The following is a 26,355-nucleotide window of genomic DNA, read 5'->3' as shown; positions in this document are numbered from 1 at the left end:
ACCGGGGCTACAACACCACGTAGGCCGGGTAAGGCGCAGCCGCCACCCGGCAATTAAAGGAGCCGATATGGTCACCGCACTCATCACCGTTGCCGCCCTCGCCTGGCTCTGCCAGATGGCGTTCGGCGGCTGGCAGATCCACCAGTTTAACCGCGCGTTTGATGCCCTGTGTCAGAAAGGTCGCGTCGGGGTCGGACGTTCCGGCGGACGCTTCAAACCGCGGGTCGTCGTGGCTATTGCGCTGGATGAAAACAATAACGTCTGCGATTCACTGCTCATGCGCGGCATGACCGTCTTTGCCCGTCCGGTTAAAATCCAGGCAATTAACGGCATTTCGTTGCAGGAATTGCAGCCTGATGTGATCTTTCCCCATGATCCACTCTGTCAGAATGCACTATCATTAGCGCTTAATCTGAAACATGGATAATTTCGTTGTGAAAGCTATAGACTTGCGAAATTATCATTTCGCAACCTAAGGAACGAAGCGCCTATGAAACCTCGTCAGCGGCAGGCGGCCATTCTTGAACATCTGCAAAAGCAGGGAAAATGTTCGGTAGAGGATCTGGCCCACTACTTTGACACCACCGGCACGACGATACGCAAGGACCTGGTATTGCTCGAAAACTCTGGCGCCGTCATTCGAACCTACGGCGGCGTGGTGCTCAATAAGGATGAAGCGGACCCGCCTATCGATCACAAAACGCTGATCAACACCCACCAGAAGGCGCTGATTGCCGAAGCGGCGGTGAAATTTATCCACGATGGCGACTCCATTATCCTTGACGCCGGCAGCACCGTCCTGCAGATGATCCCGCTGCTCAGCCGCTTTAACAACATCACGGTGATGACCAACAGCCTGCACATCGTCAACGCCCTGTCGGAGAACGACTGCGAGCAGACCATCCTGATGCCCGGCGGCACCTTCCGCAAAAAATCCGCCTCGTTTCACGGCCAACTAGCGGAGAACGCCTTCGACCACTTCAGCTTTGATAAGCTGTTCATGGGCACCGACGGCATCGATCTGAACGCGGGCGTCACGACCTTCAACGAGGTGTTCAGCGTCAGTAAAGCCATGTGCAACGCCGCGCGGGAAGTAATTTTGATGGCAGACTCGTCGAAGTTTGGCCGCAAAAGCCCCAACATTGTCTGTAGCCTGGAAAGCGTTGATAAGCTGATTACCGACGCGGGTATCGACCCGGCGTTCAGGAAAGCGCTGGAAGAGAAAGGCATCGACGTGATCGTAACCGGAGAAAGAGATGAGTGATTTTCTGTTAGAAACGGGCCGCCAGACGCTGATGCTTGAGCTGCAGGAAGCCAGCCGCCTGCCGGAACGTCTGGGCGAGGATTTTGTCCGCGCCGCCAACACCATTATCCACTGCGAAGGCAAAGTGATCGTGGCGGGCATCGGTAAATCCGGCCATATCGGCAAAAAGATTGCTGCGACGCTCGCCAGCACCGGCACCCCGGCGTTCTTCGTGCATCCTGCCGAAGCGCTGCACGGCGATCTGGGGATGATTGAGAGCCGCGACGTGATGCTGTTTATCTCCTACTCCGGTTCGGCCAAAGAGCTGGACCTGATTATTCCACGCCTGCAGGAAAAATCGGTCGCCCTGCTGGCGATGACCGGGAAATCCCGCTCGCCCCTGGCGCTGGCCGCCAAAGCAACGCTGGATATTTCCGTTGAGCGTGAAGCCTGTCCGATGCACCTCGCCCCCACCTCCAGCACCGTGAATACCCTGATGATGGGCGACGCGCTGGCGATGGCGGTGATGCAGGCGCGCGGCTTTAACGAAGAAGATTTCGCCCGCTCGCATCCGGCGGGCGCGCTCGGGGCACGCCTGCTCAACAAGGTTCACCACCTGATGCGCACCGACGATGCCATTCCGCAGGTCAAACTCGATACCAGCGTCATGGACGCGATGCTGGAGCTCAGCCGCACCGGTCTGGGGCTGGTTGCGGTCTGCGATGACAACGGGTACGTCAAAGGCGTGTTCACCGACGGCGACCTGCGCCGCTGGCTGGTGGGCGGCGGCAAACTGGACACAAACGTGTCGGACGCTATGACACAGGGCGGGCTGACGCTGAACGCCGAGAGCCGCGCCATTGAAGCTAAAGAGGTGCTGATGAAGCGCAAAATCACCGCCGCGCCGGTGGTGGATGACGCCGGCAGGCTGTGCGGTGCCATCAACCTGCAGGACTTCTATCAGGCCGGGATTATCTAACCCTTAAGTCCGAGACGCTTCGCCAGCCGGTGCAGGTTGGCGACGTCCATCTCCAGCGCCCGGGCGCACGCCGCCCAGCTGCGGTTATTCTGCTCCAGCGCGCGGGTAATCATCTGACGCTGAAACGCCTCTGTAGCTTCACGCAGATTTTCATTCGCTATCTCTGGCGCCGCCTGCACGACAGCCGGTGCGGTTTCATCCTGCAGCGCAAAATGCCGCGCGTGAATCACCACTTCATCACCCGAACGCGTCGCCCGCGCCAGCACCACCGCGCGGTGGATCGCATGCTCCAGCTCGCGCACGTTGCCCGGCCAGCCGTAGCTCAGCAGATGCGACCTCGCTCCCGGGCTCAGCACCACGCGGGAAAGCCCCATCCTGAGGCGGCACTGCTCGCAGAAATAGCCCGCCAGCAGCACCACGTCGTCCCCGCGCTCGCGCAGCGGCGGCACGGTAAGTGGGAACACGCTCAGGCGGTGGAACAGGTCGGCGCGGAACTGCCCGGCCAGCACCGCTTCACGCAGGTCACGGTTGGTTGCCGCCAGCACGCGAACGTCCACTCTGTGACTGCGATCATCCCCCACGCGCTGGATGTCGCCGTACTGCAACACGCGCAGCAGCTTGGCCTGTAACGAAAGGGAAAGCTCACCAATCTCATCCAGAAACAGCGTGCCGTTATCGGCCATTTCAAACTTGCCGCTGCGGTTGCTGATGGCCCCGGTAAACGCTCCCTTAACGTGACCAAACAGCTCGCTTTCCGCCACGCTCTCCGGCAGCGCGGCGCAGTTGAGGTACACCAGCGGGTTAATCGCGCGCGGCGAGGCTTCGTGAATGGATTTCGCCACCAGCTCCTTGCCGGTGCCGGTTTCGCCGAAGATCAGCACGTTCAAATCGGACGCGGCCACAATCTCAATCTCTTTTTTGAGCTGCGCCATGCCCGGCGAAAGGCCAATCATCTCCGTGTGCGTGACCTGCTCAAACGCCGCCGGGCTGCCGGGAAGAATGTTCTGGCTCTCAAGCTGTTCAATCAGCAGCGCATTGTTCAGCGCCCCGGCGGCCAGAGCAGCAATCAGGCGCAGCTCTTCGTCGCTAAAGGTGTCGAACTGGTCCGGCGACAGGCCGTCGAGGGTCAGGGCGCCAATCAGGTTTTGTCCGGCAAACAGCGGCAGGCCGATACAGGCGTGCACCTTCAGGCTCTCCTGTCCGGGAATCAGCCCGTCGTACGGGTCGGGTAAGTCGCTGTCCGCCGGGAAGCGCACCACGTCACCCGCGCGGGCGATAGTTTCCAGACGCGGATGGCCTTCAAGGGTAAAACGCCGCCCGAGCACGTCCTTCGCCAGCCCGTCGATAGCCAGCGGAATAAACTGCCGCCCTTCATAGCGCAGCAGCGCCGAGGCGTCACACGCCAGGACGTGGCGCAGCGTGGAGATCAGCCGCTGAAAGCGGTCCTGATGGCCGATACCGGTTTGCAGCTCAATAGCGATCTTCGCCAGCACGTCGACGGAAAAGCTCATAGTGACCTCGCTGTCATTTTGACAATTCATGTTGTCATATTGACACTGATTTTAATAGTCATAATGACTACCCATTACGAATCATAAGAATTTTTATCAAACAAAATCAATACATTAAAAGTTGGCACGCAACTTGATATAGGCAAACCCTCTTATTTGAAAATGCTGTATTACGTAGAGGTTGCTATGTCTATTCTGGTTAAAAATAATATTCATTGGGTCGGTCAACGTGACTGGGAAGTGCGCGATTTCCACGGGACGGAATACAAAACGCTGCGCGGCAGCAGCTACAACAGCTATCTCATCCGCGAAGGAAAAAACGTGCTGATCGATACCGTCGATCACAAGTTCAGCCGCGAGTTCGTGCAGAACCTGCGCGGTGAAATCGACCTTGACGCCATCGACTACATCATCATCAACCACGCGGAAGAAGATCACGCCGGTGCGCTGACCGAGCTGATGTCTTACATTCCGAACACGCCTATCTACTGCACCGCCAACGCCATCGACTCGATCAACGGCCACCACCACCATCCGGAGTGGAACTTCCACACCGTGAAAACCGGCGACGCGCTGGATATCGGCAACGGCAAACAGCTGATCTTCGTGGAAACGCCCATGCTGCACTGGCCGGACAGCATGATGACCTACATGACCGGCGACGCGGTGCTGTTCAGCAACGACGCCTTCGGCCAGCACTACTGCGACGAGCGCCTGTTCAACGACGAAGTGGACCAGACCGAACTGTTCGAGCAGTGCCAGCGGTACTATGCCAACATCCTGACGCCGTTCAGCCGCCTGGTGACGCCAAAAATTACCGAAATCCTCGGCTTCAACCTGCCGGTGGAGATGATTGCCACCTCCCACGGCGTGGTATGGCGTGAGAACCCCACCCAGATCGTCGAGCTGTATCTGAAGTGGGCGGCGGACTATCAGGAAGACCGCATCACGATCTTCTACGACACCATGTCCAACAACACCCGCAAGATGGCGGACGCCATTGCCCAGGGCATCAACGAAGTGGATCCGAACGTGGCGGTGAAAATCTTCAACGTGGCGCGCAGCGATAAGAACGAGGTGTTGACCAACGTGTTCCGCTCGAAGGGCGTGCTGGTGGGCACCTCCACCATGAACAACGTAATGATGCCGAAAATTGCCGGTCTGGTAGAAGAGATGACCGGCCTGCGCTTTCGCAACAAGCGCGCCAGCGCCTTTGGCTCCCACGGCTGGAGCGGCGGCGCGGTAGACCGTCTGTCTACCCGCCTGCAGGATGCCGGTTTCGAAATGTCCCTGAGCCTGAAGGCGAAATGGCGTCCGGATATCGACGCCCTGGAGATCTGTCGCCAACATGGCCGCGACATTGCCCGTCAGTGGGCGCTCGCTCCGCTGCCGGAAGTGACGGCAAAACCAACCGAACAGCAGGAAGCCTGCGCCTGTGCCGCCGCGGCAGCCGCCGATCTCGGCCCGCGCATGCAGTGCAGTGTCTGCCAGTGGATTTACGACCCTGAACTGGGCGAGCCGCTGCAGGATGTGGCTCCGGGCACGCCGTGGAGTGACGTGCCGGACAACTTCCTCTGCCCGGAATGTTCCCTCGGTAAGGACGTCTTTGACGAACTGGGTACGGAGGCAAAATGAGCAACGGTATCGTCATCATCGGCTCGGGCTTTGCCGCCCGCCAGCTGGTGAAAAACATCCGCAAGCAGGATGCCAGCGTGCCGCTGACGGTGATCGCCGCCGACAGCATGGACGAGTACAACAAGCCTGATTTAAGCCACGTCATTAGCCAGAATCAGCGCGCCGAAGACCTCACCCGCCAGACGGCGGGGGAGTTCGCAGAGCAGTTTAACCTGCGTCTGTTTCCGTACACCTGGGTCACCGATATCGACGCCGATGCCCGTCTGGTGAAAGCGAAAGATAAAACCTGGCAGTACGACAAGCTGGTGCTGGCCACGGGTGCCTCTGCGTTTGTGCCGCCGGTTGAGGGCCGCGAGCTGATGGTCGCGCTCAACAGCCAGCAGGCGTATCAGGCCAGCGAAACGGAGCTTCGCGACGCCACGCGGGTGATGATTGTCGGCGGCGGGCTGATCGGCACCGAACTGGCGATGGATTTCTGCCGTGCGGGTAAATCCGTCACCCTGGTCGACCACGCGGCGAGCATTCTGTCAGCGCTGATGCCCGCTGAAGTGAGCAGCCGCTTACAGCATCATCTGACCGACATGGGCGTCCATCTGCTGCTGAAATCGCAGCTGCAGAGCCTGCGCAAAACCGGCAGCGGCCTACGTGCAACGCTCGACCGCAGCCGCAGCGTTGAGGTGGATGTGGTTATTGCGGCGACGGGGTTGCGCCCGGAAACCGCGCTGGCGCACCGGGCAGGCGCCGAAATCAACCGCGGCGTGAAGGTAGACAGCTACCTGCAAACCACCCAGCCGGACATTTATGCCCTGGGCGACTGCGCGGAAATCAACGGCCAGGTGCTGCCCTTTTTACAGCCGATTCAATTAAGCGCGATGTATCTGGCAAAAAACCTGCTCGGCGGCAGCGCGCCGCTGAAATTACCCGCCATGCTGGTCAAAGTAAAAACGCCGGAATTACCGCTGCATCTCGCAGGCGAAACGCAGCGTCAGGATCTGGACTGGCAGATTGCCCTTTCGCCGCAGGGCATGGTGGCGCGCGGTACGGATAATGACGGCCAGATGCGCGCCTTTGTCGTCAGCGAAGACAGAATGAAGGAGGCCTTCGCGCTGCTGAAATCATTACCTGCTTAACCCTCGTCATGCCGGGTGGCGCTCCGCTTACCCGGCCTACAGTACTTACCCGGCCTGGATACTGGCGACCTCCTGCTCAGGATCGCACCACCAGCGCGTCGTAGCCGCGCCAGCGGTAATTCGCCATCGAGATCAGCCAGCAGGCAACGAACAGCCCGACCACCACAAACCCGGCGTTGCCCAGGTTGTCGTTCACCGCGCCAATCAGATCCCAGACGCCGCCGCTGAGGGCGAATTTGTCCATCAGCAGACCCAGCGCTTCCAGCCCGCCGATAAACAGCGCCACCACCACGGAGGTGCCGGTGATGGTCATGTTGTAGTAGAGCTTGCGCTGCGGCTTGTTAAACGCCCAGCCGTAGGCACCGACCATCAGCAGGTTGTCGAGGGTATCCACCAGCGCCATGCCGCTGGCGAAGAGCGCCGGGAAGATCATGATTGACCACACCGACATCCCGCTGGACGCGCTGGCGGCAGAGATCCCCAGCACGCCAATCTCGGTGGCCGTGTCAAAGCCGAGGCCAAACAGGAAACCAACCAGGTACATCTGCCAGCTTTTATTCACCAGGCGGAAGGTTTTGCCGAACAGCCAGTTCATGACGCCGCCCTGGGCAGGTAGCGTGATGTCGCCCTGCACTGACCTGCCGTGTTTCAGCGCCTGAAAACTGCGCCAGACGCCGCGCAGGATCACCATGTTCACCAGCGCCATCGCCAGCAGGAAGGTCGCCGACACCGCCGTGCCAATCAGGCTGCCGGTTTCGTGGAACCATTCCATGTTTTTCTGAAACGCCGTGGCGGTAGCGGCGATGGCAATGGAGGCCAGCACCACGATGGTGGAGTGCCCCAGCGAGAACCACGCCCCCACGCCGGACGGGCGTTTGCCCTGCTGCATCATCTTACGCGTCACGGTATCAATGGCCGCGATGTGGTCAGCGTCCACCGCGTGACGCAGCCCGTAGCACCACGCCAGCAGGCTCGCGGCCATCAGCGCCGTGCTGCCGCTAAAGACGCGCCATGCCCATCCCCAGGCCAGCAGGTTTGCCATTACCAGAGCCAGCAGCAGGAGCGCGGCACGAGGTTCATTGCGTAAGAGTCGTAACATTTTAAGTCCTTTGTGAACATGACCGGGCAGCGGCGACCACCGCCTGCCCGAAGGAGATCGCTCCGTCACCTGCGGGCAGGCGCGAAGGAAAAAGAAGCGTAAAGTCAGAAAGATAATGACGCAGGCGTGCGCGCAGCAGACGGTTGTGTACCACGCCGCCGCTGAGGCAGATTGTCGACAGCGATAAGCGTCGGGCATGGAACGCGGCGAGTTCTGCCAACCCTTTTGCCAGCGCGTCGTGAAACGCCCACGCGCGCTCGCAGGGCTCCGTCTGCCAGCTCAGCCACTGCTGCCAGAACTGCACGAGGTTGTCGACAGACAGCGTCACCGGATGGTCGACGCCCGCGCACTGCGAGGCCAGCGCTTCCAGCCTGCAGGCGGCTTCCCCCTCCCAGGACTGCGCGTCGATACCGAGCGCGCAGGCGACCGCATCAAACAGGCGACCACATGACGAGGCCTGCGGCGCGTTGATGCCGCGCCCGATCGCCGTCGCCAGCAGCGGCCAGTTCTGGCGCTGTACCGCGCGCGTTTCCGGATACTGCTGCCAGTCAGGGACAAATGCCAGACAGTGGGCGAGTAAATTGCGCCACGGCTGCCGCGCCGCCAGATCGCCGCCCGGCAGCGCAACGGCAGGCAGCCCGCCCAGATGCTCGCATGCGAGATAGTTCACCCGCAGGCACTCCCCGCCCCACAGCGCGCCGTTCTCGCCCATGCCGATCCCGTCCAGCGTGAGGGCGATAACGTCTCCGCCCTCACGCGGCCAGCCGTTTTCCGCCAGGCACGCCGCCGCGTGGGCGTGATGGTGCAGTACGGTTTCGACCGGCAGCGCCTGCGCTTGCGCCCATTGTTGCGTGTGATAGCCCGGATGGGCGTCGCACACCACGCGCTCCGGCTCGAAGGCGTAGATGTCCTGCATCGTCGAGAGGGCGGCGCGCCACTGCGCTTTGACCCCCTCGTCACCGAGATCGCCAAAATGCTGGCTCAGCACCGCCTGGCTGCCACGCACCAGGCAGAAGGTGTTTTTCATCTCCGAACCGGTGCATAACGTGGCGGGGATATTATCGAAACCCGCAGGCAACGTGATGGCATCCGGCACAAAACCGCGCGCCCGTCGCAGCATTGCGCCGTCCCGATCCATCACCGAATCGTCCATCCGCTGAAGAATATCGCGATTGTGCAGCAGGAAGCCGTCCGCAATGTTGCCCAGTTCATCCAGCGCCTGTTGATTACTGATGGCAGGCGGCCTGCCGCTGAGGTTGCCGGAGGTCATCACCAGCGGGCGCTGGCAGTCCATCATCAGCAAATGCTGCAGCGGGTTCGCGGGAAGCATGATGCCTACGGAATCCAGACCGGGCGCGATACCTTCCGGTAACGCGGGCAGCCAGGCTTTTGGCGTGAGCACGATGGGTGCGGCGGGTGAGCGCAGCAGCGTCTGAATCGACTCAGGCAGCTTATCCGCCTGCGGGATCATCACCGCCAGCGGCTTCGACGGGCGCTGCTTGCGTGACCGCAATGTCAGTATCGCCTGCGGGTTGAGCGCGTCGCAGACGAGGTGAAAACCGCCCAGCCCTTTGACCGCGACTATGCCGCCGTTTTTCAACATCTCCACCGCCGCACGCAGTGCCGTTTCGCGGGTGGCAACAACGTCGCCCGTACGCCATTCCAGCGCAGGCCCGCAGTCCGGACACGCCACCGGCTGAGCGTGAAAGCGGCGGTCGGCAGGATTGCGGTACTCCGTCTCACAGGGTACGCAGAGGGGAAATGCGGCCATCGACGTGGCCGGACGGTCATAGGGCATGGCGCGGATAATGGTAAACCGCGGCCCGCAGTGGGTGCAGTTGATAAACGGGTAGCGATAACGGCGCTCGTCGGGGTCGCGCATTTCAGCCAGACACGCCGGACAGGTGGCGGCTTCCGGCACAATCTGGGTGTCCATCGTGCCGCCCGCACTGTGGCGGATAACAAACGCGTCAGGCAGGTTCGTCCAGGTGAACGGCTGCGTTTCAACGCGGTCAATGCGTGCCAGTGGCGGGCAGTCCTGATGCAGCCTCGCGGTAAAGGCCCCCCCATTACCCGCGAGGCGCACCAGCACGCCCTCTCCGTCGTTGCAGACATCGCCCGTTAGCTGAAGCTGATGCGCAAGCTGCCAGACGAAGGGCCGAAACCCGACGCCCTGCACCTTGCCGCGCACGCGCAGCTGTACGCCGTTACTGCTCATAGCGGATCAGAACAGCAGTGATGCTGAGGTATCGAACGCCGCGCGACGGCGCTTTTCGGCGCTCATCTGCTCAAGCTTGTCGCGATCCACGCAGACCAGCGCGTGCGTCGGGCAGGCTTCCATGCAGGCCGGGCCAGCGTCGCGGTGGTAGCAAAGATCGCATTTGTTGGCTTCAGCTTTCTCCGCCCGCACGCTCAGCCCCAAACCGCTGTTGCGCACCACCGGGCGGACAACCACCTCCATCGCGCCGTACGGGCAGGCGACCACGCAGGTTTTGCAGCCAATGCAGCGCTCCTGCATCACGTGCACAAAGCCTTTCTCGCGTTTAATCGCCCCGTTCGGACAGACGTTCGCGCAGGGCGCGTCTTCGCACTGGCGACAGATGGCGGCGGTAGAAATATTCACGCCTTTGATGACGTGGATGCGCGGCAAAAACGTGTCAGGGGTAAGCGACGCGCAGTCCTGCTCCGCCTGATGGGAAACCACGCACGCCACTTCACAGGTACGGCAACCTATGCACTTACTGGCATCGGCCATAATAAAACGGTTCATCTGCTTCTCCAGCATTACAGTTATGCGCGGAGATATTCATAAACCGTGCCAATTATTAACACTATGATTTTTAATGATTTTAAAAATGAGCGTGGTGCTGTCATCGTCACTTATGACGATAACAGCTGTCGACGTCACCGATGCGGACCGTCGATCACGGAGTCGCGCAGGATAAGCTCGCCGGAGAAGGTTTGCTGGTATTTGAACTCACCGCCGTCAAGCATGAAGATCAGTCGGCTGATGGTCTCCTTGATCATCTCCGTCACCGGAATGCGCACGCTGGACAAAGACGGCACCATGTACGGCGCGATGGCCACATCGTCGAAACCGATCACCGACACCGCGTCCGGCGTGGCGACGCCGCTATCGTGCAGCTGCTTCATGGCACCAATCGCCATATCGTCGTTACTCGCCACCAGCGCCGTAAAGCGTTCGCCACGGGATAACAGTTCGGCCACTGCCGCCGCACCGCTGGCCGGGTTCCATTTCCCCTGCGCAATCAGCTCCTCGCGCAGCGGAATGCCGTGCTGCATCAGCGCTGCCCGGTAACCGGAAAGACGCTCAACGCCGGTCGGGGAATCGAGTGAGCCGGTGATAAACGCAATATCCCGATGGCCTTTCGCAATCAGCTTCGACACCGCGTCCTGGCAGGAGGCGTTATGATCGGACCAGACGCTGTGGCTGCTGTTTTTCCGCAGGCGGCGGTTGAGCACCATAATCGGCTGCTCGCACTTCTCGACGATCTCATCCATCTCCTCCACGCTCAGGAAACGCGGGTAGATGATCACCGCGTCGCAGCGCATGTCGAGCAGATACTGAATTGCTTCGCGCTCCTCGTCGGCGCTGTGCTTGCCGTCCGCGAGGATCAGCTGCCGCCCTTTCTCTTCCGTCATGCGCGCGGCGTGGAACAGCAGCTCGCTAAAGTAGACGCCGTGGTAAAGGGTGTTCGTCACCACCAGCCCCAGCGTCTGGGTACGTTTGGTCGCCAGGTTGCGCGCCAGCAAATTCGGGCGATAGCCGCTCTCTTCAATGGCCTGAAACACCCGGTCTTTGGTCTCCTGGCTGACGTAGCCATTTCCCGACAGCACCCGGGAGACCGTCGCTTTCGAAACGCCTGCCCGCTTCGCCACTTCCAGCATCGTGGTCATCTTGTTATTCCGTTTGAAACTGATGAGCGCAGTGTACTGCACTGCAAAAAAATTGTCGCAGCGGCGAAATCACGCTTTGACCGTCGATAGGTGATCGTCATCACGAATGTGAAAAATGTACAAAAAGCGTTCTTGTTTCATTCAAAGAAACTCATGATGATTATGTGAAACCGGTTTCCTACATTTCTCACAACGATAACAGGATCACATCCGATGGCCAAAAATTACGCCGCGCTGGCGAACGACGTTGTCAGCGCGCTGGGCGGCAAAGAGAACATTGTCGCCGTCACCCACTGCATGACGCGTCTGCGCTTCGTCCTGAAAGACGAAAGCCTTACCGATGCCGCGCGCCTGAAAAGCATCAGCGGCGTGCTCGGCGTGGTACGCAATGACAACCAGTGTCAGGTCATTATTGGCAACACCGTTTCACAGGCGTACCGCGAAGTGGTGAGCCTGCTGCCAACCAGCCTGCAGCCTGCCGTTCCGGAAGGCCCGCAGAAGCTGACCTTACGCCGCATCGGCGCCGGGATCCTCGACGCGCTGATCGGCACCATGTCTCCGCTGATCCCGGCGATCATCGGCGGCTCGATGGTCAAGCTGCTGGCAATGATCCTTGAGATGACCGGCGTGCTGGGCAAGGGCGATCCCACGCTGACCATCCTGACGGTCATTGGCGACGGCGCGTTCTTCTTCCTGCCGCTGATGGTGGCGGCCTCGGCGGCGGTAAAGTTCAAAACCAACATGTCGCTGGCGATTGCCATCGCGGGCGTGCTGGTGCACCCGAGCTTTATCGAGCTGATGGCGAAAGCCGCGCAGGGCGAGCACGTTGAGTTCGCCTTTATCCCGGTGACGGCGGTGAAATACACCTACACGGTGATCCCGGCGCTGGTGATGACCTGGTGCCTGTCGTACATCGAGCGCTGGGTGGATCGCATTACCCCGGCGGTCACCAAAAACTTCCTCAAGCCGATGCTGATCGTGCTGATTGCCGCCCCGCTCGCCATCGTGCTGATTGGGCCGCTGGGGATCTGGATCGGTAGCGCCATCTCCGCGCTGGTCTACACCATTCACGGCTATCTGGGCTGGCTCTCCGTCGCCATCATGGGCGCGCTGTGGCCGCTGCTGGTGATGACCGGGATGCACCGCGTGTTTACGCCGACCATCATTCAAACCATTGCCGAGACGGGCAAAGAAGGGATGGTGATGCCGTCGGAAATCGGTGCCAACCTCTCGCTCGGCGGCTCGTCGCTGGCGGTGGCGTGGAAAACCAAAAACCCGGAGCTGCGCCAGACGGCGCTGGCGGCGGCGGCCTCCGCCATCATGGCGGGGATCTCTGAACCGGCCCTGTACGGCGTGGCGGTGCGGCTCAAACGTCCGCTGATTGCGAGCCTGATCAGCGGGTTTATCTGCGGCGCGGTGGCGGGCATGGCCGGTCTCGCCAGCCATTCGATGGCGGCACCGGGGCTGTTCACCAGCGTGCAGTTCTTCGACCCGGCCAACCCGATGACGATCGTATGGGTGTTTGGCGTGATGGGGCTGGCAGTGGTGCTGTCGTTTGTTCTGACCCTGCTCTTAGGCTTTGAGGATATCCCGGTCGAAGACGAGGCTGAAAAAGCGCGCGCCCTGCAGACCGCACCGGTTCAGAACAACGCAGCACAAGCATAAATTGAAAGCGAGGTAAGAATGTCTGTTTTTCCACAAGGATTTTTATGGGGCGGCGCGCTTGCCGCCAACCAGAGTGAAGGCGCTTACCGCGAAGGCGGCAAAGGGCTAACCACGGTCGATATGATCCCCCACGGCGCGAATCGCCTGGCGGTGAAGGTCGGTAAGGAAAAGCGTTTCTCGCTGCGTGACGACGAGTTCTACCCGAGCCACGAGGCGATTGATTTTTACCATCGCTATAAAGAGGACATCGCCCTGATGGCGGAGATGGGCTTTACGGTGTTCCGCACCTCGATTGCCTGGAGCCGACTCTACCCGAACGGCGACGAACCGCTGCCGAACAAAGAGGGTATTGCCTTCTACCGCGCGGTGTTCGAAGAGTGCAAAAAGTACAACATTGAGCCGCTGGTGACCCTCTGCCACTTCGACGTGCCGATGCACCTGGTGACGGAGTACGGCTCGTGGCGCAACCGCAAGATGGTCGATTTCTTCGCCCGCTACGCCCGCACCTGCTTCGAGGAGTTTAACGGGCTGGTGAAATACTGGCTGACCTTCAACGAAATCAACATCATGCTGCACAGCCCCTTCTCCGGCGCGGGGCTGGTGTTTGAGGAAGGCGAAAACGAAGACCAGGTGAAATACCAGGCCGCGCATCACGAGCTGGTGGCGAGCGCGCTGGCGACCAAAATTGCTCACGAGGTGAACCCGGAAAACCAGGTCGGATGCATGCTGGCGGGCGGGAATTTCTACCCATACTCCTGCAAGCCGGAAGACGTGTGGATGGCGCTGGAGAAAGACCGCGAGAACCTGTTCTTTATCGACGTGCAGGCGCGCGGCAGCTATCCGGCCTATTCTGCCCGCGTGTTCCGCGAGAAAGGCGTCGTGATTGTTAAAGACCCGGGCGATGACGACCTGCTGAAAAACACCGTCGACTTTGTCTCGTTCAGCTATTACGCCTCGCGCTGCGCCTCGGCGGACATGAATGCGAACAACACCAATGCGGCGAACATCGTCAAATCTCTGCGCAACCCGCACATTCAGGTGAGCGAATGGGGCTGGGGCATCGACCCGCTCGGCCTGCGCATCACCATGAACATGATGTACGACCGCTACCAGAAGCCGCTGTTCCTGGTGGAAAACGGCCTGGGAGCGAAGGATGTCGTTGATGAAAACGGCGAGATTAACGACGACTACCGCATCAGCTATCTGCGCGAGCATATCCGCGCGATGGGCGACGCGATTGAGGACGGCGTGCCGCTGATGGGCTACACCACCTGGGGCTGCATTGACCTTGTCTCGGCCTCAACCGGTGAGATGAGCAAGCGCTACGGGTTTGTGTACGTTGACCGGGATGACGCCGGAAACGGCACGCTGGACCGCAAGCGCAAGAAATCGTTCGGTTGGTATAAGAAGGTGATTGCGAGTAACGGGGGGGATCTCGAGTAGCCTGTGCTTACCCCTCACCCTCTCCTCACAGGGGAGAGGGGACAAAATACACCCTCTCCCCTATGGGGAGAGGGCCGGGGTGAGGGGTTCAAACCCACCGTCCCCAACCCACTCCGCAAGCCGTGAATACACCACGTCCACCGCCGCTTTCACCGGCGGCGTCATCGGGTAATAAAACCCGACAATGTCAGGCTGAATCCCCAAAAAGAGCACCTCGCCCACATCACCTTTGATCTGATCGACCAGGTAGTTCAGCGGCATATTGTGGGTGGTCATCATAAACATCTCGGCGATGTCGTCCGGGTCAATCAGGCGGATCTCGCCGGGGTTGAGCCCCATATCGGTGGCATCGACGATGAGCAGCCTGTCCGGGCGCAGCTCGCGGATGGCGACTACGTCATTTTCCGGCGCGCTGCCGCCGTCAATCACCATCCATCTGCCCGGCGGGTTTGCGCTGCACATCTCCGCCAGCAGCGGGCCCGCGCCGTCGTCGCCCATCATGCTGTTGCCCACGCACAGTAAAACGTCAGTCACGTAATCTCCTCACCATCAGGTAGATGGCGCTCTCCTGATGAATATCGTGCAGCATGCTAAGCAGCGTTTTGCTCCACGCCTGCTGCTCCGGGGTTTGCCTGCCGAGCGCCGCGTCAAAGGCGTTGGCGAGCATCGCAATGTGGTTCGCATCGATCACGATCTCGCCGTACTTCGGCACGCCTTCCATTTTGCGCCGCGCCGTACTGCCCTCCTCCAGCGTGGCAATCCACGCCAGGTATTCCGGCCACGGGCAGCTCAGCGCGGCCTCCAGGCAGTCAATCACCCCGAGGTGATGCCCAATCGCCAGGCTGTAATAGACCACCTGCTGCGCCGCATCCGGCGTGGCATCGTTCTCATCAATAAACTTACGGCTCAGCTGGCTGAACACCACCGTTTCACTCATCGGATACGCGCCTCTTCGACGATGCTGTTCAGGTTCGCCACGATCTCATTGAGGCGCGGATCGTTTTCCGCCTCCAGCCAGCGCGCCACCTGATGCTCCCCCTGGCTCAGCAGGCGCAGATAGTCGTCGGCAATCTGGCGGCCGTAGCGATAGCCCGCCAGCCGGCGCGCCGTGCGGTCCACCTTCACCCGCAGCGGCTGCACCATGTCCGGGTGCAGAATGGCCGCTGGCTGGTTGTCCAACTCGCCCGGCTCGCGCGCGTGGATTTTTTGCTCCAGCAGGCCGAGCGCCATGGCAAAGCCGTACAGCGTCGCGGCGGGCGTTGGCGGACAGCCCGGAATGTAGACGTCCACCGGCACGATTTTGTCGGTGCCGCCCCAGACGCAGTAAAGGTCGTGGAAGATCCCGCCGCTGTTGCCGCAGGCACCGTAGGAGATGCAGATTTTCGGGTCAGGGGCGGACTGCCAGGCGCGCAGCGCGGGCGAGCGCATGGCGCGGGTGACGGCCCCGGTAAACAGCAGGATGTCCGCGTGGCGCGGGGACGGCACCACTTTGATGCCGAAGCGCTCGGCGTCAAACAGCGGTGACAGCGTAGCGAAGATCTCAATCTCGCAGCCGTTGCAGCCGCCGCAATCCACGCGGTAGACGTAGGCCGAGCGTTTGATTTTTTTCAGCAGCGACGCCTTCATGCTGGCGATGGATTCGTCCACCGTCATCGGCACCGGAATGCCGTTCGCGTCGCGCGGGCCCAGTAGGTTTTCCATCAGCTGGCCTCTCTCATATGGCGGGTGATATCAATACGGTCGGACGGCAGCAGGCACTTCTGACGCTTGCACTCCGGGCAGGTTTCAAAGCTTTCGCGGTGATGCTCCGCGCGGGCGTCGCCGTTGTGCTGCAGCAGCGCGATGGCGTAGTCGATCTCTTTTTGCACGGCGAACGGGCGCTGGCAGACGCGGCAGTGGCACAGTTCAAAGCGCGACTGCTGGAGGAAATCCTCTTTCTTCCACACCGCCAGCTCGAATTCCTGAGACAGGCGAATGGCGACCGTCGGGCAGACCTCTTCGCAGCGGCCGCAGAAGATGCAGCGCCCGAGGTTAAACTGCCAGGCCAGCTCGCCGGTTTTGAGATCCGTTTCGACCGTCAGGGCATTCGACGGACAGGCGTTGACGCAGGCCGCGCAGCCGATGCACTGCTGCGGATTGTGCTCCGGCTTGCCGCGAAAGTTTTTATCCACCGGCATCGGCTCCAGCGGATAGCTGCTGGTCTGCGTGCCGGTTTTGATCGCTTTTTTGATAAAGGTAAACATGGCGAGTCCTTATTTCAGCGGCGAGTTTTTACGCTCGATGCTGTAGCGCTCAAGCTCTTTGTACGGCACCACCTGGCTTTTCTTCTTGCGCACGTCCACAACGGTCATGCGGTCGGTGCAGGAGTAGCACGGATCGAGGCTGCCGATGATCAGCGGCGCGTCGGAAACCGTGTTGCCGCGCAGCATATAGCGCAGGGTTGGCCAGTTGGCGTAGGTGGCCGCGCGGCAGCGCCAGCGGTAGAGCTTCTGGTTGTCGCCGGTCATGCTCCAGTGGATATCGTCCCCGCGCGGCGCCTCGGCAAAGCCCAACGCAAAGCGGTTCGGAATATAGGTGAAGCCCTCCACCATCAGCGGGCCGCCCGGCAGGTTATCGAGGCCGAAGTCGATCATGTTCAGGGCGGTAAACACCTCGTTGATGCGCACCTTCAGGCGGGAGATGACGTCGCAGCCCTGCTCGCTGTGCACGGTCATCGGCAGCAGGCCGTAGCCGACGAACGGGTGATCGGCGCGGGTATCGCGGGCGTGGCCGCTGGCGCGCACCATCGGACCAACGTTACTGAAGTCGCGGGCGATTTCCGGGTCAAGACGGCCGATGCCCACGGTGCGCTGCTCGATGTTTGGCGTGCTGAGCAGCATGTCCACCAGCTCCTGCACGTCGCGGCGCATCTGCTGCGCCAGCAGGCGGGTCTGGATCATGTCGTCCTTCAGCAGGTCGCGGCGGATCCCGCCGATCAGGTTCAGACCGTAGGTTTTACGCGCCCCGGTGAGGATCTCCGCCATCTTCATCGACGCCTCGCGCACGCGGAAGAACTGCATAAACCCGGAGTCAAAACCGACGAAGTGGCAGGCCAGGCCGAGGTTCAGCAGGTGCGAGTGCAGGCGCTCCACCTCCAGCAGAATGGCGCGGATCATCTGCGCGCGTTCGGGCACCACGATCCCCATGCCGTTCTCCACCGAGGTGGTGTAGGCGGTGCTGTGGGCGAAGCCGCAGATGCCGCACACGCGATCAGAAAGAAACGTCACTTCGTTGTAGCCCATGCGGGTTTCCGCCAGCTTTTCCATGCCGCGATGGACGTAGAACAGGCGGTAGTCGGCGTCGATAATGTTTTCGCCGTCGACGAACAGGCGGAAGTGGCCCGGTTCATCAGAGGTGACGTGCAGCGGACCGATCGGCACCACGTTGTTCTTCTTGCTGCCCAGCTCGTTGATAAACTCGTAGGTTTCACTGTCGGTGGTCGGCGCCGGGCGCTGGCGGTAGTCCATGCTGTCTTTGCGCAGCGGGTAGAGTTCGTCCGGCCAGTCGTCCGGCAGCACCAGGCGGCGCTCGTCCGGCAGGCCGACCGGCACCAGGCCGTACATGTCGCGCACTTCGCGCTCGCCCCACACGGCGGCGGGCACGCGCGGCGTGACGGACGGGTATTCCGGCTTATTCGGATCGACTTCGACGCGCACGGTGAGCCAGCACTTCTCGCCCTGCTCCATCGACATCACGTAGTACACCGCATAGCTGCCGCACAGCTGGCGCTCGTCGTTGCCGAACAGAACCGACAGCCAGCCGCCCTGCTGGTAGTAGAGAAACTCCACCACTTCCGGCAGGTAGTTCACCTTAATGGTGACGGTTACCTGGTCTTTGGTTTGCCAGGACTCCTCAAGCACCACGCCGGGGAAAGCCTGATGCAACGCGGCGAGATACTGCTGACCTTTCTTTTCTTCAGACATAAAAATTCTCTTTAATCACGCCACCAGCAAGGAGACGAACGCTAAAAATGCAAAACCAAAACCGGCCCAGGTGATGCGTGACGTTTCGACAAAACGCAGGCGCGCCATGCTGTTTTCAAACAGAGCAATCACCAGCACGCCGACCAGCAGCTTAAGGGCGGCAACGACAACCGCCAGCACCAGACCTCCCGCGGAGAAGTGCGTCATCTGCCCCCACGGGAAGAAGACGCCGACAAACATCTGCAGCACCACCAGCTGTTTGAGGCTGATGCCCCACTTCAGCACCGCGAAGCCGTAGCCGCTGTACTCGGTCAGCGGCCCTTCCTGCAGCTCCTGCTCCGCCTCTGCCAGGTCAAACGGCAGTTTGCCCATCTCAATAAAGGTGGCGAACGCGCAGGCGCAGAGCGCCAGCACCAGCGGGATCGAGCGCGCCACAGGCCAGTGATAAACGGTGTCGGTGATAAAACTGATATGGGTTGAACCGGCGACCTGCGCGGCAACCCACAGCCCCAGCAGCAGGATCGGCTCAACCAGCACGCCGAGCATCGCCTCGCGGCTGGCGCCGATGCCGGTAAACGGGCTACCGGTGTCCAGGCCCGCAATCGCAAAGAAGAAGCGGGCGATGGCGAAGAGGTAAATCAGCGTAATCAGATCCCCGAGCGCCGGCAGCGGCGACGCCACCGTGACCACCGGCAGCGCGGTGGCGATGGTCAGCATCACGCCCACCATCACGAAGGGCGTCAGGCGGAACACCCAGCCTGCGGCGTCCGGGGCCACGCTCTGACGAGAGAGCAGCTTGAAGAGATCGCGGTACTCCTGGAGCACCCCGGGCCCGCGACGGTTGTGCATCCGGGCGCGCGCCACGCGCGTGATGCCCGACAGCAGCGGCGCAGCGGCGAACAGCACCAGCGCCTGAAGAATGGCCAGTAACAAACTCATGTCAGGCTCCTCGTGAAATCACAATGACCACCAGCACCGCCAGCTCGATCAGCGCCAGACGACGGAACAGCGCGGGCGCGGCGGCGCTCTGCCAGCCGGGTACCCAGTCCACCGGGTTCAGCCAGTGGCGCAGCTTCAGCACGGCGGCGAAGTTCTCCTTCACCGGCATGGCGAAACCGTGGGCGGTGATGACCATCGACTGTTCGTGTTCGTAGCCGCAGGCCCACGCCGCCCCGCGCGAGCGGGAGGCAAGGCGGTCGCGCCTGAAGAACAGCATCAGCACGAACGGCAGCAGCGGCGCGGCAATCAGCAGCAGCGCCATCATCGGCTGGGAAACGACGGTATGCGCCGTCGCGAGCGGCAGCGGAATAGCGTTGCCCAGCAGCGGCAGCAGCCACGGTGCGGCGACGCCGCCCGCGATGCAGCACAGCGCCAGCGCGACCACGCTCACGCCCATCAGCACCGGCGCGCAGCAGGCGTTTTCCGCTTCGCGGGTGCGCGGCGCGCCGAGGAAGGTGACGCCGTAGACTTTCGCCATGCACATCACCGCCAGCGCCCCGGTAATCGCCAGCCCGACAGCCAGCAGCGGGCCAAGCAGGCGAGCGATAAATGCGTCGCTCTGATCGAGGGCGAAGAAGGACTGATAGATCACCCACTCCCCGGCAAAGCCGTTCAGTGGCGGCAGCGCGGCCATCGCCATCAGCCCGACCAGCATCGCCAGTGAAATCACCGGCATCTTTTTGCCGATGCCGCCGAGCTTTTCGATATCGCGATGCCCGGTGCGGAACCAGACGCTTCCCGCGCCGAGGAACAGGGTGCTTTTAAACAGGCTGTGGTTAATGAGGTGATACAGGCCGCCGATAAACCCGGCCGCAATCAGCGCCGGCTGGTTGAGCGCCAGCCCGGTCACGCCCGCGCCAATGCCGAGCAGGATGATGCCGATGTTTTCCAGCGTGTGGTACGCCAGCAGGCGCTGGATGTTATGCTCCATCAGCGCGTACAGGCCGCCGACGAAGGCGGTGATCATACCGGCAATCAGCAGCACCACGCCCCACCACAGCGGCGGCTGGCCACCGGTCAGCGTAATCACCGTGATGCCGAACAGCCCCACTTTCATCACCACCGCGGAGAACAGCGCGGCGGCGGGGGCGGAAGCATTCGCGTGCGCCTGCGGCACCCAGCCGTGCAGCGGGATGATCCCGGCCAGCAGGCCGAAGCCGACCACGCCCAGCAGCCAGACGTCGTTCCCCAGCGGATGTCCGTTGAGCGCAGAGAAATCCAGCGTGCCAAAGCGTTGCCACACCCGCCAGCAGGCCAGCGCCAGCAGCAGCGTGCCGAGGCGACCCAGCGCAAACCATAGCTTGCCGGAGGCGCTACAGCCCGTCAGGAACACGCCGCACAGCGCCATGATCTCCGCCATCACCACCAGCGCGCCGAGGTTGCTGGCGATAACGGTGCATACCGCCGTTGCCATCAGCAGGTTAACCAGCAGGCCGTTGGCATTGGCGTGCGCATGGCGGTGCCAGTCGATATTGAACAGGCTGATAAACAGCCCGCACAGGCCAAAGGTCACCAGCCAGATGGCATTCAGCGGAGTAATAGCCACGGTATGACGAATCAGCGGCATGAGTGTTTCAACAGATTGCCCGCCGATCAGGACGACGCCGCCCGCAGCGAGCGTCATCACGCTACCGACCGCCCCGCCGATACCGGCAATCCCGCCGCTCAGGGTTTTATGGAAAGAGAACACCAGCGCCAGCACGGCGGCGGCAGTGAAGCACGCCACGGCGCTGTTAATCATGAATATCGCGTTCATTTCGCCCCCTCGTTAAGCGCCTGCAAAAGCGAAAGATCGCCAAAATCGCTGTTGATGGTCAGCTCGCGCTTGCGCCTGCTGGTGCGGGCGATGTCGCGAATGTTGACCAGAATCAGCGCCCTGGTCGGGCAGGTGCGCACGCAGGCCGGGCCCTGTTCGTCAAAGCTGCACAGATCGCATTTCACCGCGACGGCGCGGATGCCGGGCACCCAGTCCAATAGCGTGCTCACCTTCGCCGGAGCGGGTGGTGCGGGCGGCGCTTTCGGGGTATTTGCGTTCGCCGGAATATGCAGCGGGCGGCTGCCGGAAAATTCAATCGCGCCGAACGGGCAGGCAATGCCGCACAGCTTGCAGCTGACGCACAGGCTTTCGTTGAGCTGGACAGCGCCATCAACGCGGGTGATGGCATTCACCGGGCAGACACCCGCGCACGGGGCGTCTTCACAGTGGTGGCAGAGCTGCGGAGCAGACTCTTTTTCATTACGCATGACGCGCAGACGCGGCATGGACTGCAGCCCGTGCAGGCGGTGGGTTTCCGAACACGCCGCCTCACAGGTTCGACAGCCAATACAGACCGTCGAGTCAGCAATTACAAAACGGTTCACCGGGCAATCCTCAGGTGATGGTCATTTTTGACGAAGAAAAACTGTCTTATCGACACTTTCGACACTTGGTTATCAGGCAACGTTTGCGGAGGCATTTCCCGCCGTCAGCTGTTTCAGATCGACCGGCAGGTCGTGCTCGACCGCGGTATAAAGCCCGTTATAAACCGGCGCGATTTTCTCCAGATAGTGCTCGAGCACCTGCTGGCGATCGCGGTTGCTGACGTAGCCATCGACCATGCCGTCAGCCATCAACTGCGCTTGCGCAATACAGTGTTTTTCACCCTCTTTGTTCTCAACAAAGTACTCAATGGTGTGGCTGTTAAAGCTGTCCGCCAGGGTGACAAAGACCGTGAAGTGGCCGAAGAGGACAAAGCGCATATCGCCCTGCGCCGCGCAGCTCATCGCATGGTGCAGACGGGCCTTTGACAGGGTGATCCCCTGAACCAGAGAGTTGCAGTAGAGGTGCCACTGATCCTGGAGCTGCTGATGACGCTGCGCGATGTAATCCGCTTTTTCGCTGATTTCCCAAATAGTCATAAAAGGTATCCGGTTAATGGAGATAGCGGCTGTTAAGCAGATTCCATGCCAATTTTTAAGGCAATGATTTATATAAGTTTTAACTCTTACCACACTGTCAACCGCGCGGTGTCGACGTGTCATTTCGACAGCGTTGACATCGTCACGCCTTAACAAAAATCAAGCTGGCACCGTTATTGCATTCAATGGCGCAATTCATTGAGGAGGCGTCATGCACGAAATCACCCTCTGCCAGCGGGCTCTGGAGCTTATCGAACAGCAGGCAGTGCAAAACCACGCGAAGCGCGTCACCGGCGTCTGGCTGAAGATCGGGGCGTTTTCCTGCGTCGAAACCAGCGCCCTGAATTTCTGTTTTGAACTGGTGTGCCGCGGCACGCTGGCGGAAGGCTGCGAACTGCATATTGAAGAGCAGCAGGCGGAGTGCTGGTGCGAACAGTGCCAGCAGTACGTCACCCTGCTGTCATCGAAGGTTCAGCGCTGCCCGCAATGCCAGAATACCGGGCTGCGGATCGTGGCGGATGACGGCATGCAGATCCAACGTCTCGAAATCGAGAAGGAGTAAAGTATGTGTAGTACCTGCGGTTGCGCCGAAGGCAACCTGTATATCGAAGGGGATGAACATCGTCCTCATTCCGCGTTTCGCTCCGCGCCCTTTTCACCGGCCCCGCGTCCCGCGGCGACGCTGATCGGTATCACCTTCGCCCCGCAGCAATCCCCTGCGGGCGATCTGCACTACGGCCACGGCGAAGCGGGTACCCACGCGCCGGGCATCAGCCAGCGCCAGATGCTGGACGTGGAGATCAACGTACTGGACAAAAATAACCAGATTGCCGCCCGCAACCGCGCCCGCTTTGCCGCCCGTCAACAGCTGGTGCTGAACCTGGTGTCCAGCCCCGGCTCCGGCAAAACCACGCTGTTAACGGAAACGCTCAAACGCCTGAACCAGCGCGTCTCCTGCGCCGTCATTGAAGGCGACCAGCAAACCGTTAACGACGCGGCGCGCATTCGCGAAACCGGCACGCCGGCGATTCAGGTCAATACCGGCAAGGGCTGCCACCTGGACGCGCAGATGATTGCCGACGCCGCCCCGCGTCTGCCGCTGGCGGATAACGGCATCCTGTTTATTGAAAACGTCGGCAACCTGGTCTGCCCGGCGAGCTTTGATCTTGGCGAACGGCATAAAGTCGCGGTGCTCTCCGTCACCGAAGGGGAAGACAAACCGCTGAAGTACCCACATATGTTTGCCGCCGCCTCCCTCATGCTGCTGAACAAAGTCGACCTGCTGCCGTACCTGAATTTCGACGTGGATAAGTGCCTGTCCTGCGCCCGGGAAGTGAACCCGGACATTACGATCCTGCTGGTCTCCGCCACGCGCGGCGACGGGATGGACAGCTGGCTACACTGGCTGGAGAACGAACGATGTGCATAGGCGTCCCCGGACAAATTCACACCATCGACGGTAACCAGGCCAAAGTTGAAGTCTGCGGCATCCTGCGCGATGTCGATCTCACGCTGGTTGGCAGCAGCGATGAAACGGGCGCATCGCGTCTCGGCCAGTGGGTTCTGGTCCACGTGGGGTTTGCCATGAGCGTGATTAACGAAGCGGAAGCCCGCGACACGCTCGATGCCCTGCAAAACATGTTCGACGTGGAGCCTGACGTAGGCGCGCTCCTGTACGGCGAGGAGCGGTAATCATGCGTTACGTTGATGAATATCGCGCGCCGGAACAGGTGATGCAGCTGATCGGGCACCTGAAAACGCGCGCCGCGCTGCTGGACTACACCAAAGACAGACCGCTGCGGATCATGGAGGTGTGCGGCGGACACACCCACGCCATCTTCAAATTTGGCCTCGACCAGCTGCTGCCGGAGAACATTGAGTTTATCCACGGCCCCGGCTGCCCGGTCTGCGTGCTGCCGATGGGGCGCATCGACAGCTGTATTGAAATTGCCAGCCAGCCCGACGTCATTTTCTGCACCTTTGGCGACGCGATGCGCGTGCCGGGGAAAAACGGCTCGCTGCTGCAGGCGAAAGCGCGCGGGGCCGACATCCGGATCGTCTATTCGCCGATGGATGCCCTGACGCTGGCAGCGGATAACCCTTCGCGCAAGGTGGTGTTTTTTGGCCTGGGGTTTGAAACCACCATGCCCGCCACGGCCATTACGCTGCAGCAGGCTAAAGCTCGCAGCGTCGATAACTTTTTCTTTTTCTGCCAGCACATTACGCTCATTCCCACGCTGCGCAGCCTGCTGGAGGAGCCGGAAAACGGCATTGACGCCTTTCTGGCACCGGGCCACGTAAGCATGGTGATTGGCACAGACGCCTATGGTTTTATCGCTGAACAGTACAATCGTCCGTTAGTGGTGGCTGGTTTCGAACCGCTTGATCTACTGCAAGGCGTCACCATGCTGGTTGAGCAGAAAATAGCGGCCCTGAGCGCGGTGGAAAATCAGTATCGCCGCGTGGTGCCCGATGCGGGTAATGAACGAGCGCAGCAGGCGATAGCCGACGTGTTTAGCGTTGAGGGCGACAGCGAATGGCGCGGTCTGGGGGTGATTGCCGAATCCGGCGTGCGCCTGACGCCCGCGTATCAATCCTATGACGCAGAAGCGCATTTTCGCCCGCAGCCGCAGCAGGTGTGTGACGATCCGCGCGCGCGCTGCGGTGAGGTCCTCACCGGCAAATGCAAACCTCATCATTGCCCGTTATATGGCAACACCTGTAACCCGCAAACCGCGTTTGGCGCGCTGATGGTCTCCTCTGAAGGAGCCTGCGCCGCGTGGTATCAGTTCCGCAATCAGGAGTGTGAGCATGAACACGGTTGAAATGGCGCACGGAAGCGGTGGTCAGGCGATGCAGCAGCTCATTAACCAGCTGTTTATGGAAGCGTTCAACAACCCCTGGCTTGCCGAGCAGGAAGACCAGGCGCGCATTGACCTGTCAACGCTCACCGCCCACGGTGACAGACTGGCGTTTTCGACCGACAGCTACGTCATCGACCCGCTGTTCTTTCCCGGCGGTGATATCGGCAAGCTCGCCATTTGCGGTACGGCCAATGATATCGCCGTCAGCGGCGCGGTTCCGCGCTACCTCTCCTGCGGGTTTATTCTCGAAGAGGGTTTACCGATGGCAACGCTTAACGCGGTAGTGAGCAGCATGGCGCAGACCGCACGCGAGGCGGGCATTGCTATCGTCACCGGCGATACCAAAGTGGTTCAGCGCGGCGCGGCGGATAAACTTTTCATCAATACTGCAGGAATGGGCGCGATACCGGCCGGCATTCACTGGGGCGCGCAGCAGCTTTGCGCAGGCGACGTGCTGATCGTGACCGGAACGCTGGGCTGTCACGGGGCAACCATCCTTAACCTGCGCGAAGGCTTAGGGCTGGACGGCGAACTGCGCAGCGACTGCGCGGTACTCACCCCGCTGATTCAAACCCTGCGTACCCTTCCGGGCGTAAAAGCCCTGAGGGACGCCACCCGAGGCGGCGTGAATGCCGTCGTGCACGAGTTTGCGGCAAGCTGCGGATGCGGCATTGAGCTGACCGAGCGCGATCTGCCCGTCAAGCCTGCCGTGCGCGGGCTGTGCGAGCTGCTGGGCCTCGATCCGCTTAACTTTGCTAACGAAGGTAAGCTGGTGATCGGCGTGGAACGTACCGCTGCAGAAGTGGTGCTGGAACAGCTTCGCGCCCATCCCTCAGGAAAAAACGCCGCTATCATTGGCGAAGTGGTTGAGCGCAAAGGGGTGCGCCTGGCCGGGCTGTATGGCGTTAAACGCACGCTGGATCTGCCGCACGCGGAACCCTTACCCCGAATTTGCTAGAACCGCGCCATAAGCGGTCAGCACTGAATCTCTTTTTTTTGCCAGTTTCTA

General features: G+C 61.0%; 26 protein-coding genes. 12 read left to right on the top strand and 14 right to left on the bottom strand.

Features of this window, described 5'->3' with window-relative positions:
• Positions 1-67 precede the first annotated feature (67 nt).
• The 3 genes from gutM (at position 68) to gutQ (ending at position 2,222) form a co-directional block, all read left to right on the top strand.
• Positions 68-427, top strand: a complete 360-nt coding sequence (gutM, locus tag KK102_RS14995; RefSeq protein WP_032648019.1) for a transcriptional regulator GutM — start codon at positions 68-70, stop codon at positions 425-427.
• Between the two features lie 63 nt (positions 428-490).
• Positions 491-1,264, top strand: coding sequence for a glucitol operon DNA-binding transcriptional repressor SrlR (srlR, locus tag KK102_RS14990; protein ID WP_024907708.1), 774 nt, complete (start codon positions 491-493; stop codon positions 1,262-1,264).
• Complete coding sequence (gene gutQ / locus KK102_RS14985) at positions 1,257-2,222, top strand: arabinose-5-phosphate isomerase GutQ (protein WP_126544845.1); 966 nt, start codon at positions 1,257-1,259, stop codon at positions 2,220-2,222. Before srlR ends, gutQ begins: the two co-directional genes overlap by 8 nt.
• Here gutQ and norR read toward each other — a convergent pair.
• Positions 2,219-3,733 carry a nitric oxide reductase transcriptional regulator NorR gene (norR, locus tag KK102_RS14980; protein WP_216357918.1) on the bottom strand — a complete coding sequence of 505 codons (1,515 nt, stop codon included), beginning with the start codon at positions 3,731-3,733 and terminating at the stop codon, positions 2,219-2,221. The genes gutQ and norR overlap by 4 nt on opposite strands.
• 186 nt (positions 3,734-3,919) lie before the next feature.
• Between norR and norV the strand changes: the two genes are divergently transcribed.
• The gene (gene norV, locus KK102_RS14975; RefSeq protein WP_216357917.1) at positions 3,920-5,368 is read left to right on the top strand and encodes an anaerobic nitric oxide reductase flavorubredoxin; all 1,449 of its coding nucleotides are present in this window, start codon (positions 3,920-3,922) and stop codon (positions 5,366-5,368) included.
• A complete protein-coding gene (norW, locus tag KK102_RS14970; protein WP_216357916.1) occupies positions 5,365-6,498 on the top strand; it encodes an NADH:flavorubredoxin reductase NorW in 1,134 nt (377 codons plus the stop codon). Before norV ends, norW begins: the two co-directional genes overlap by 4 nt.
• A 76-nt stretch (positions 6,499-6,574) precedes the next feature.
• Here norW and KK102_RS14965 read toward each other — a convergent pair whose 3' ends face one another.
• The 4 genes from KK102_RS14965 to KK102_RS14950 all read right to left on the bottom strand — a co-directional run bounded on the left by KK102_RS14965 (position 6,575) and on the right by KK102_RS14950 (position 11,515).
• Positions 6,575-7,597 carry a HoxN/HupN/NixA family nickel/cobalt transporter gene (locus KK102_RS14965; protein ID WP_126544849.1) on the bottom strand — a complete coding sequence of 341 codons (1,023 nt, stop codon included), beginning with the start codon at positions 7,595-7,597 and terminating at the stop codon, positions 6,575-6,577.
• Position 7,598: 1 nt separating this feature from the next.
• Positions 7,599-9,815, bottom strand: a complete 2,217-nt coding sequence (gene hypF, locus KK102_RS14960) for a carbamoyltransferase HypF (protein WP_216357915.1) — start codon at positions 9,813-9,815, stop codon at positions 7,599-7,601.
• 6 nt (positions 9,816-9,821) lie between these two features.
• Positions 9,822-10,367, bottom strand: coding sequence for an electron transport protein HydN (gene hydN / locus KK102_RS14955; protein WP_042717120.1), 546 nt, complete (start codon positions 10,365-10,367; stop codon positions 9,822-9,824).
• Positions 10,368-10,501: 134 nt separating this feature from the next.
• Positions 10,502-11,515 carry a LacI family DNA-binding transcriptional regulator gene (locus KK102_RS14950; RefSeq protein WP_126544851.1) on the bottom strand — a complete coding sequence of 338 codons (1,014 nt, stop codon included), beginning with the start codon at positions 11,513-11,515 and terminating at the stop codon, positions 10,502-10,504.
• 213 nt (positions 11,516-11,728) lie between these two features.
• Between KK102_RS14950 and ascF the strand changes: the two genes are divergently transcribed.
• Together ascF and KK102_RS14940 are read left to right on the top strand one after the other, a co-directional pair.
• Positions 11,729-13,180 (top strand): PTS cellobiose/arbutin/salicin transporter subunit IIBC, encoded by a 1,452-nt coding sequence (gene ascF / locus KK102_RS14945; protein ID WP_216357914.1) that lies wholly within the window; start codon positions 11,729-11,731, stop codon positions 13,178-13,180.
• Between the two features lie 18 nt (positions 13,181-13,198).
• Positions 13,199-14,623, top strand: coding sequence for a 6-phospho-beta-glucosidase (locus KK102_RS14940; RefSeq protein WP_126544853.1), 1,425 nt, complete (start codon positions 13,199-13,201; stop codon positions 14,621-14,623).
• 60 nt (positions 14,624-14,683) lie between these two features.
• Here the strand turns inward: KK102_RS14940 and hycI are convergent, their stop codons facing one another.
• From hycI to hycA, 9 genes are all read right to left on the bottom strand, one after another.
• On the bottom strand, positions 14,684-15,157 hold the full coding sequence (hycI, locus tag KK102_RS14935; protein WP_216357913.1) for a hydrogenase maturation peptidase HycI: 474 nt from the start codon (positions 15,155-15,157) through the stop codon (positions 14,684-14,686).
• A complete protein-coding gene (locus tag KK102_RS14930) occupies positions 15,150-15,560 on the bottom strand; it encodes a formate hydrogenlyase maturation HycH family protein (RefSeq protein ID WP_032640835.1) in 411 nt (136 codons plus the stop codon). Before KK102_RS14930 ends, hycI begins: the two co-directional genes overlap by 8 nt.
• Entirely contained in the window at positions 15,557-16,324 is a 768-nt protein-coding gene (gene hycG / locus KK102_RS14925) for a formate hydrogenlyase subunit HycG (protein WP_032648040.1), read from the bottom strand. The genes KK102_RS14930 and hycG overlap by 4 nt, the downstream gene beginning before the upstream one ends.
• Positions 16,324-16,866 carry a formate hydrogenlyase complex iron-sulfur subunit gene (locus tag KK102_RS14920; protein ID WP_216357912.1) on the bottom strand — a complete coding sequence of 181 codons (543 nt, stop codon included), beginning with the start codon at positions 16,864-16,866 and terminating at the stop codon, positions 16,324-16,326. Before KK102_RS14920 ends, hycG begins: the two co-directional genes overlap by 1 nt.
• Before the next feature lie 9 nt (positions 16,867-16,875).
• Complete coding sequence (gene hycE / locus KK102_RS14915; protein ID WP_126544858.1) at positions 16,876-18,585, bottom strand: formate hydrogenlyase subunit HycE; 1,710 nt, start codon at positions 18,583-18,585, stop codon at positions 16,876-16,878.
• Positions 18,586-18,600: 15 nt separating this feature from the next.
• Positions 18,601-19,524, bottom strand: a complete 924-nt coding sequence (locus KK102_RS14910) for a respiratory chain complex I subunit 1 family protein (protein ID WP_216357911.1) — start codon at positions 19,522-19,524, stop codon at positions 18,601-18,603.
• 1 nt (position 19,525) lies between these two features.
• The gene (gene hycC / locus KK102_RS14905; protein WP_216357910.1) at positions 19,526-21,340 is read right to left on the bottom strand and encodes a formate hydrogenlyase subunit 3; all 1,815 of its coding nucleotides are present in this window, start codon (positions 21,338-21,340) and stop codon (positions 19,526-19,528) included.
• Entirely contained in the window at positions 21,337-21,945 is a 609-nt protein-coding gene (locus tag KK102_RS14900) for a 4Fe-4S dicluster domain-containing protein (RefSeq protein ID WP_216357909.1), read from the bottom strand. The genes hycC and KK102_RS14900 overlap by 4 nt, the downstream gene beginning before the upstream one ends.
• Before the next feature lie 72 nt (positions 21,946-22,017).
• Positions 22,018-22,482, bottom strand: a complete 465-nt coding sequence (gene hycA, locus KK102_RS14895) for a formate hydrogenlyase regulator HycA (protein ID WP_108416396.1) — start codon at positions 22,480-22,482, stop codon at positions 22,018-22,020.
• A gap of 211 nt (positions 22,483-22,693) precedes the next feature.
• On the opposite strand from hycA, the gene hypA reads away from it, so the two are divergent.
• The 5 genes from hypA to hypE are packed head-to-tail and all read left to right on the top strand — an operon-like array spanning position 22,694 to position 26,304.
• Positions 22,694-23,044: a hydrogenase maturation nickel metallochaperone HypA gene (gene hypA, locus KK102_RS14890; protein WP_216357908.1), complete on the top strand. Its 351-nt coding sequence runs from the start codon at positions 22,694-22,696 to the stop codon at positions 23,042-23,044.
• 3 nt (positions 23,045-23,047) lie between these two features.
• A complete protein-coding gene (gene hypB / locus KK102_RS14885) occupies positions 23,048-23,911 on the top strand; it encodes a hydrogenase nickel incorporation protein HypB (protein WP_216357907.1) in 864 nt (287 codons plus the stop codon).
• On the top strand, positions 23,902-24,174 hold the full coding sequence (locus tag KK102_RS14880; protein WP_010434489.1) for a HypC/HybG/HupF family hydrogenase formation chaperone: 273 nt from the start codon (positions 23,902-23,904) through the stop codon (positions 24,172-24,174). Before hypB ends, KK102_RS14880 begins: the two co-directional genes overlap by 10 nt.
• Positions 24,175-24,176: 2 nt before the next feature.
• Positions 24,177-25,307, top strand: a complete 1,131-nt coding sequence (gene hypD / locus KK102_RS14875; RefSeq protein ID WP_216357906.1) for a hydrogenase formation protein HypD — start codon at positions 24,177-24,179, stop codon at positions 25,305-25,307.
• Positions 25,294-26,304, top strand: a complete 1,011-nt coding sequence (hypE, locus tag KK102_RS14870; protein ID WP_216357905.1) for a hydrogenase expression/formation protein HypE — start codon at positions 25,294-25,296, stop codon at positions 26,302-26,304. Before hypD ends, hypE begins: the two co-directional genes overlap by 14 nt.
• Positions 26,305-26,355: the final 51 nt, after the last annotated feature.

This window comes from Enterobacter quasimori (assembly GCF_018597345.1).
Taxonomy (GTDB): Bacteria; Pseudomonadota; Gammaproteobacteria; order Enterobacterales; family Enterobacteriaceae; genus Enterobacter; species Enterobacter mori.
The sequence above is the reverse complement of the archived record's forward strand: the minus strand, read 5'-3'. Positions and strand labels throughout refer to the sequence as shown.